The organism is Stenotrophomonas sp. GW821-FHT09E08 (assembly GCF_059416125.1).
In genome coordinates, this window is sequence record NZ_JBWKOO010000004.1 from 330,474 (window position 1) to 338,600 (window position 8,127).

The following is an 8,127-nucleotide window of genomic DNA, read 5'->3' on the forward strand; positions in this document are numbered from 1 at the left end:
TGGGTGCCGACCTTGGTCGGCACGAATCATCTAATCGCATGCTTCCGTGCCGACCAAGGTCGGCACCCACCGGAGCGGAAGACGCACACACCCGCGCAAGCGCGTTACCGTGCGTCGGCGCCACCTCCCAGCACCTTGAACAACGTCACCCGGTTGCCCGCCTCCCGCTGCTGCAACGCAATCAGGTCCTGCTGCGCGGCATACAGGCTGCGCTGTGCATCCAGCGCCTGCAGGTAGCCGTCCAGCCCGGTGCGGTAACGCGCATCGGCCAGCGTGTAGCTGCGCTGGCTGGCGGCGACCAGCGCACGCTGGGCTTCCATCTGCGCAGTCAGATGATCACGCGTGGCCAGCGCATCGGCCACTTCACTGAAGGCCTGCTGGATCGCCTTCTGGTACTGCGCGATACCGATGTCCCTGCCGATCTTCGAGGCATCCAGAGAGGCCTTCAACGCGCCGGCGTGGAAGATCGGCGCAGTGATGCTGGGTGCGAACGACCAACCGCGGGTACCGGCCGAGAACAGCGTCGACAACACGGTGGAACTGTGGCCGTAGTTGGCGGTCAGCGTCAGCGTCGGGAAGAACGCGGCGCGCGCAGCGCCGATATCGGCATTGGCCGCCTGCAGTGCGTGCTCGGCGGACAGCACGTCCGGGCGCTGCAGCAGCACGCTTGAGGGAAGGTTGGCCGGCAGCGGTGCCAGCGCCACGGTGCCATCCAGCGCCTGCGCGCTGGGCAGCAACGCCGCGTCAAGCGGAGCGCCCACCAGCAACTGCAGCGCATCGCGATCCTGCGCCTGCTGGGTCTGCAGCCTGGCCAGCGCAGCGCGCGCGGCTTCCACGCTGGTCTGCACCTGCGACAGGTCCAGGCCCGAGGCCAACCCCTGTGCATGGCGGGCCTCGGTGCGCTGCAGGGTCTGCTGCTGGCTGTCCAGGGTCTGCCGGGTGAACGCCAGCGACTGCTCGTCCGCCGCCAGCGCCAGCCACGCCGTCGCCACTTCGGCCACCAGGCTGGTGCGCGCGGCGCGCTGGTTCTCGGCGCTGGCCAGCCAGTTCTGCAGGGCCTCATTCTTCAGGCTGCGGATGCGCCCGAACAGATCCAGTTCCCAACTGCTGATGCCCACCTGCACGGCATCGGATTCGGTCACCTGGGTGGCACCGCTCTCGCTGTTGGCATCACTCACCCGCGAGTGGGTGACGTTGCCACTGGCATCCACCGATGGCAGCAGCGCCGCGCGCTGGATGCGGTATTGCGCGCGTTCCTTCTCCACCTGCAGCACCGCCACGCGCAGGTCGCGGTTGTTCTGCAGTGCCAGCGCGATGACCTGCTGCAGGCGCGGCTCCAGGAACACTTCGCGCCAGGCCGGCATCGCCAATGCCGGCCCGGCCTGGCCAGTGGCGGCATTGTCGAACTGTGCCGGCACCGGTGCTTCGGGAAGCTGGTAGTGCGGGGCCATGCTCACGCAGCCGCCCAGCACGGTGGTCATCGTTGCGGCCGCCAGGGCGCGCAGCAGCATCGGCTTCATGGGCTTGCCTCCGCGGCAGTGGCTTCGGCCGGCGCGCGGCCCGGGAACAGGCGGCGCACCACCAGGTAGAACAACGGCACGAAGAACATGCCCAGCACCATCGAGGCGACCGTACCACCGGCCACGCCGGTACCCAGCGAACGGCGCGCGGCCGAACCGGCGCCGGTGGCAAACACCAGCGGCAACACGCCCATCAGGAACGCCAGCGAGGTCATCACGATCGGCCGCAGCCGCAGATAGACCGCCTGCAGGATCGCTTCGCGGGTGCTCTTGCCCTGCTGTTCGAGGATGCGCGCGAACTCGACGATCAAGATGCCGTTCTTCGCCGCCAGACCAATCGTGGTCAGCAGGCCGACCTGGAAGTACACGTCGTTGTTGAGGCCACGCAGGTTCATCATCAGCACGGCACCGAACACGCCCACCGGCACCGCCAGCATCACCGCGAACGGCACTGCCCAGCTTTCATACAGCGCGGCCAGGCACAGGAACACGAACAGCAGCGAGATGGCGTACAGCATGGGCGCCTGGTTGCCTGACAGCTGCTCCTGGTAGGCCATGTCCGACCAGGCATGGCTGAAGCCTTCCGGCAGTGTGTCGGCCAACCGCGCGATCTCGGCCATCGCCTCGCCAGAGCTGACGCCGGGCGCCGGCTGGCCGGTGATTTCCATCGCCGATACGCCGTTGTAGCGCTGCAGCGCGGCCGGCGCGCTGGTCCAGTGGCTGCTGACCAGCGACGACAGCGGCACCATCTGGCCGGCCTGGTTGCGCACGCTCCAGCGCTCGATATCCTGCGGCTGCATGCGTGCTTCGGCGGTGCCCTGGATGAACACCTTCTTGATGCGGCCCTTGTAGATGAAGTTGTTGACGAAGTCGCCGCCCAGCGCCGCGTTCAGGGTGTCATTGATGTCCTGCGGATTCACGCCCATGGCCTGCGCCTTGGCGTCGTCCACCTTCACGGCGTACACCGGCGCGTCTTCCAGGCTGGCGTAGCGCACGTTGACCAGCTTCGGGTTCTTGGCGGCTTCCTTCAGCAGCGTGTTGCGCGCGGCCACGGCGGCGGCATGGCCGGCACCGCCTTCGTCCTGCAGTTCCAGGGTGAAACCACCGGCATCGCCCAGGCCGAGGATGGCCGGTGGCGAGGTGATGAACACCTGCGCATCGGGCACTCTGGCCATGGCTGCGGTCAGCCGCGCGGCGATGGTATCGGCATCGTCCTTGCGGTCATCCCAATCCTTGAGCCGGATGAAGGCCTGGCCGACGTTCTGGCCGCTGCCGGTAACACTGAAACCGGCAGTTGCCTGGATCGACAGCACACTGTTGTCCTTCACTGCGGCGGCACTGAGGCGATCCATCACCGCGCGGGTCTGCTCCAGGGTGGAACCGGCCGGCAGCTTCACCAGCGCGTTGAGCATGCCCTGGTCCTCATCGGGCAGGAACGCGCCCGGCAGGTGCCACAGCAGCAGGCCGGTGGCCACGCTCAGCACCAGGTAGAACAGCACGCCCAGCGCGCGCCGGCCGAGGAAACCATCGACGCGATGGCGCAGGCCATTGGAGGTGCGCTCGAAGCGGTGGTTGAACCAGATGAAGAACTTGCCCAGCAGGCTCGGCTCGCCGCCGTGGTCACCATGTGGGTGGCCGCCCTTGGGAATCTGATGCAGGATGCTGCCGCACAGCGCCGGCGTGATGGTCATCGCCACCAGCACCGACAGGATCATCGCAGCAGCGATCGTGACCGAGAACTGGCGATAGATCACGCCGGTGACACCGCTGAAGAACGCCATCGGCAGGAACACCGCGGTCAGCACCAGCACGATGCCGACCAGCGCACCGGTGATCTGGCCCATTGCCTTCAGCGTGGCCGGCTTCGGTGCCAGCCCTTCGAAGGTCATCACCCGCTCCACGTTCTCCACCACCACGATGGCATCGTCCACCAGCAGGCCGATGGCCAGCACCAGCGCGAACATGGTCAGTGTGTTGATCGAATAGCCGAACGCGGCCAGCACGCCGAACGTGCCCAGCAGCACCACCGGCACCGCGATGGTCGGGATCAGAGTGGCCCGCCAGTTCTGCAGGAACAGGTACATCACCAGCACGACCAGCGCGATTGCCTCGATCAGGGTGATCACCACTTCCTTCAGCGAGATGGTCACGAACGGCGTGGTGGTGAATGCCACGTGGGCGGTGTAGCCATGCGGCCAGTACTTCTGCAGCTGCTGAAGCCGTGCATCGAGGGCCTTGGAGACGGCGATCGCGTTCGCACCGGCATTGAGTTCAATGCCCAGCGAGGCCGACGGCTTGCCGTTGAAGGTGCTGATGCTGTCGTAGCTCTCCGGGCCCAGGCCGATCGTCGCCACGTCGCCCAGGTGCACCACGCTGCCATTGGCATCGGCCTTGAGTACCACCTGCGCGAACTGCTCGGGCGTGTGCAGGCGGCTGCGCGCGGTAACCGTGGCGTCCAGCTGCTGGCCCTTCAGCGCCGGCTGGCCACCCAGTTCACCGGCCGACACGTCGGTATTCTGCGCCTGCAGTGCGGTTTCGATGTCCGACGGCATCAGCGCGTACTGGCGCATCTTCTCCGGGTCCAGCCAGATACGCATCGCGTATTCCTGGCCGATCGGCTGGATGTTGCCGACGCCGCTGACACGGCTGATCTGGTCGTCGATGCGCGCTTCCATGAAGTTGGCGACATCGAAGTTGTCCATGCTGCCGTCTTCGCTGGTGAACGACAGCACCTCGAAGATCGAACCACTGGACTTGGTGATGGTCAGGCCGTTCTGCTGCACCGCCTGCGGCAGCGTCGCCATAGCCGCCTGCAGCTGGTTCTGCACCTGCACCTGTGCAGTGTCCGGATTGGTACCGGTAGCGAACACCAGGTTGACCTGCGCCGAGCCGTCCGAGGCGCTGGTGGAGGTCATGTACATCAGGTGGTCCAGGCTCTGCTGGGACTGCTCGATGACCTGGGTGACCGCGTTTTCCACGGTCTGTGACGAGGCGCCGGTGTAGGTGGCGCGGATGGTGATGGTGGGCGGGGCGATCTGCGGGTAGCGGTCCACCGGCAGGATCAGGATCGCGAGCAGGCCGAGCAGGCTGACCGCGATGGCGATCACCCATGCAAAGATCGGCCGGTCGATGAAGAAGCGAACCATGCGCGGCGGGCCTCAGTGCGACTTTTCGTCGGTGTTGCCGTTCGGGTCGATCGCCGGCATGGCGGCCAGCTGCGCGGTGGTGGCTGCGACCGCCTTCACCTGCTGGCCGAGCGCTACCGCACTGCCGTTGCTGACGATTACCCGCTCACCGGCTTTCAGCCCCTGCATGATCTGCCACTGGTTGCCCACCACCTGGCCGGTACTGACCCGGCGCTCGACCACGTGGTCCTTGGCATCGAGCAGGCGCAGCAGCGGCTCGCCGCGTTCATTGCGCAGCACCGCCTTCTGCGGCACCAGCAGGGCACGCGCATCGGTGGCCATCGGCAGCACCGCCTTCAGGTACATGCCCGGCAGCAGCAGACCGTCCGGGTTCGGAATGACCGCGCGCAACACAACATTACCGGTACCCGGATCGACCGCGCTACCGACAAACTCCAGCGTGCCTTCACGGGCATAGGTGCTGCCGTCCTCCAGCAGCACCTTCACCTGCGCCTTGCCGTCGATGGCCTTCACCAGGCCGGCATCAAGCTGCTTGCGCAGTGCCAGCATCTGCGTGCTGGACTGAGTGACATCCAGGTACACCGGGTCCAACCGCTGGATGGTCGCCAGCGCCGCTTCCTGTCCTGCAGCGACCAGCGCGCCGGCAGTGACGCTGGAGGTGCCGATGCGGCCCGCGATCGGTGCGGTCACCCGGGTGTAGTCGAGGTTGATGCGGGCGGCCTGCAGCGCAGCGCGCGCGGCGATCACATTGGCCTGTGCCTGCTTCAGCGCCGAGGTGGCATCGTCGGCGTCCTGCTTGCTGGCCGCATCCAGGCCCAGCAGCGTGCGGGTGCGCTCGGCCTTCGGCTGCGCCGACAGCACGGTGGCCTCGGCCTGCGCCAGCTGGCCACGCGCGGTATCGAAGGCGGCCTGGTACGGCGCCGGATCGACCTGGTACAGCAGCTGGCCGGCCTTGACCTGCTGGCCTTCGGTGAACAAACGCTGGCGGATCAACCCGCCGATCTGTGGCCGCACCTCGGACACCTCGAACGGCACCGCGCGACCGGGCAGGGTCTGCTGCAGCGCCAGCGGCTGCGCGCTGGCGGTAATGACGCCCACTTCAGGCGTGGCCGGGGCGTCGGTCCTGCCCGCCGTACAGGCCGCCAGGGACATCAGCAGGGGCAACAACAATGGATGGGGAGAGCGGGACAGCAGGCGCGGGAGTGACATGGGGGGCGTGGGGGCCTTGCGTTGACCCGTGCACGCTGCCGTGGAACTGTGCAGAGAATATGGAGAATCTGCGACCAGCTCAGCTGGCGCTTGCTTTCAGCGCCACATGCGCCGCTAATGGCCCCGCGATGGTGAAGATTCGACTCAAATTCGGCCTGACCGCGAAGACCTTCCTCGCGATCTTCACCGCCTGCCTGCTGGTGCTGGCAGTGAACGGCATTGCCAGCCGCGTGGCATTCCAGACCGGCTTCCTGGACTACCTCAACGACCAGGGCGACCTGCGCATGCAGCGCCTGATGCCACACCTGCAGCGCGAGTACAGCGCGCACGGTGGCTGGGAGCATCTGCGCGGTGACAGTGATCGCTGGGCGCGGCTGCTGCGTCCGGATCTGGCCCATGGGCATGAGGGCCCGGTGCCGCCGCTGTCCGACCAGACCGGCGTACCGTCGCGGCTGGGCCTGTTCGATGCGCAGCACCGGTTCGTGGCCGGCAACCCCGATGCCACCAGTGATGACGAGCCGCATCCGGTGCAGCTGGACGGGCACACCGTCGGCTGGCTGGGCATGGTGCCATTCCAGACGGTCATCGCCACCAACGATCTGAACTTCTACAACACCCAGGTGCGCGCCTGGTGGGTGATCGGCGTCGCCCTGCTGCTGGTGACGGTGCTGCTGGCCTGGTTGGTGTCGCGTGCGCTGCGCCAGCGCCTGGCCAAGCTGGCTGCGGCCACCCATCGGCTCGCTGCAGGCGACTATGCCACCCGCATCGAGCGCACCAGCGATGACGAGCTGGACGCACTGGTCAACGACTTCAACCGGATGGCACAGGCGCTGGACGATACCGAGCGCAACCGCCGCGCGTTCATCGCCGACATCTCGCACGAGCTGCGCACGCCACTGGCGGTGGTGCGCGCGGAGCTGGAGGCGATCGAGGACGGCATCCGCCCGCTGGACCGCGCCAACCTCGGTGGCCTTCAGAGCGAGATCCGCCAGCTGGGCAAGCTGGTCGACGACCTGCACGATCTGTCGATGACCCAGTCTGGCGGCCTCGCCTACCGCTTCGCGCCGCTGGACCTGGTGGCGCTGCTGCGCAGCGAACTCAATGGCATGCGCGTGCGCTTCGCCAACGCAGGCCTGTCGCTGGAAGAAGATCTACCCGCCACACCGCTGCAGGTGTCCGGCGACGAGCGACGCCTGCAGCAGGTACTGACCAACCTGCTGGAGAACGCGCTGCGCTACACCCATACCGGCGGCCGCGTGCATGTGCAGGCCGCGCGCGTGCCTGCAGGCGTGCAGCTGATCGTGGAAGACACCGCTCCGGGCGTACCGGCTGACAAGTGCGCGCTGCTGTTCGAGCGCTTCTACCGGGTTGAGAGCTCACGCAACCGTGCCAGCGGTGGCAGCGGGTTGGGCCTGGCCATCAGCCACAACATCATCCTCGCCCACCACGGCCACATCCACGCCGAGCCCTCGCCACTGGGCGGCCTGCGCGTGGTCATCACCCTGCCGGAGCCTGCATGAGCACGTCCCCCGTCGCGCCCGCGAAGATACTGATCGTCGAGGACGAGCCGCGGTTGGCCTCGGTACTGCGCGACTACCTGGCCGCTGCCGGCATGGACAGCGAATGGGTGGATGACGGCGGCCAGGTGATCGAGGCGTTTGCGCGCTACCAGCCCGACCTGGTGCTGCTGGACCTGATGCTGCCGCAGCGCGATGGCGTGGATCTGTGCCGCGAACTGCGCGCCAGCAGCGACGTGCCGGTGATCATGGTCACCGCACGGGTGGAAGAGATCGACCGCCTGCTGGGCCTGGAGATCGGCGCCGACGACTACATCTGCAAGCCGTTCAGTCCGCGCGAAGTCGTCGCGCGGGTGGTAGCGGTGCTGCGCCGCTACCGCCCGGACCCGGGTGCACGCGCCAACGGCGGCCTGCATATCGACGAACCGGCGGCACGCGCCACCTGGAACGGCAAGGGCCTGGACCTGACGCCGGTGGAGTACCGCCTGCTGCGTACCCTGCTGGCCACGCCGGGCCGGATCTGGGCCCGCGACGAACTGCTCGACCGGCTGTACCTGGACCACCGCGTGGTGGTCGACCGTACCGTCGACAGCCACGTGCGCAACCTGCGCCGCAAGCTGGCCGATGCCGGCATGGAAGGCGAGCCGATCCGTTCGGTGTATGGCATGGGCTACAGCTACGAACCGTAGCGGGTAGTGCCGGCCGCTGGCCGGCAACCGCGCGGCACGCCTGGAT

Annotated in this window: 5 protein-coding genes; 2 read left to right on the top strand and 3 right to left on the bottom strand. The window is 67.4% G+C overall.

Annotated elements, in window-relative coordinates:
• Nucleotides 1-104: 104 nt before the first annotated feature.
• Genes smeC through smeA form a run of 3 tightly spaced genes read right to left on the bottom strand, consistent with a single transcriptional unit; the run spans nucleotide 105 to nucleotide 5,875 of the window.
• On the bottom strand, nucleotides 105-1,520 hold the full coding sequence (gene smeC / locus AC07M7_RS08425; RefSeq protein ID WP_495207122.1) for a multidrug efflux transporter outer membrane subunit SmeC: 1,416 nt from the start codon (nucleotides 1,518-1,520) through the stop codon (nucleotides 105-107).
• Nucleotides 1,517-4,666, bottom strand: coding sequence for a multidrug efflux RND transporter permease subunit SmeB (gene smeB / locus AC07M7_RS08430; RefSeq protein ID WP_495207123.1), 3,150 nt, complete (start codon nucleotides 4,664-4,666; stop codon nucleotides 1,517-1,519). The genes smeC and smeB overlap by 4 nt, the downstream gene beginning before the upstream one ends.
• Before the next feature lie 12 nt (nucleotides 4,667-4,678).
• Nucleotides 4,679-5,875 carry a multidrug efflux RND transporter periplasmic adaptor subunit SmeA gene (gene smeA, locus AC07M7_RS08435; RefSeq protein ID WP_495207124.1) on the bottom strand — a complete coding sequence of 399 codons (1,197 nt, stop codon included), beginning with the start codon at nucleotides 5,873-5,875 and terminating at the stop codon, nucleotides 4,679-4,681.
• A gap of 128 nt (nucleotides 5,876-6,003) precedes the next feature.
• Between smeA and baeS the strand changes: the two genes are divergently transcribed.
• Together baeS and AC07M7_RS08445 are read left to right on the top strand one after the other, a co-directional pair.
• Nucleotides 6,004-7,395, top strand: coding sequence for a sensor histidine kinase efflux regulator BaeS (gene baeS / locus AC07M7_RS08440; protein ID WP_495207125.1), 1,392 nt, complete (start codon nucleotides 6,004-6,006; stop codon nucleotides 7,393-7,395).
• The gene (locus AC07M7_RS08445) at nucleotides 7,392-8,081 is read left to right on the top strand and encodes a response regulator (RefSeq protein ID WP_136639200.1); all 690 of its coding nucleotides are present in this window, start codon (nucleotides 7,392-7,394) and stop codon (nucleotides 8,079-8,081) included. The genes baeS and AC07M7_RS08445 overlap by 4 nt, the downstream gene beginning before the upstream one ends.
• Nucleotides 8,082-8,127: the final 46 nt, after the last annotated feature.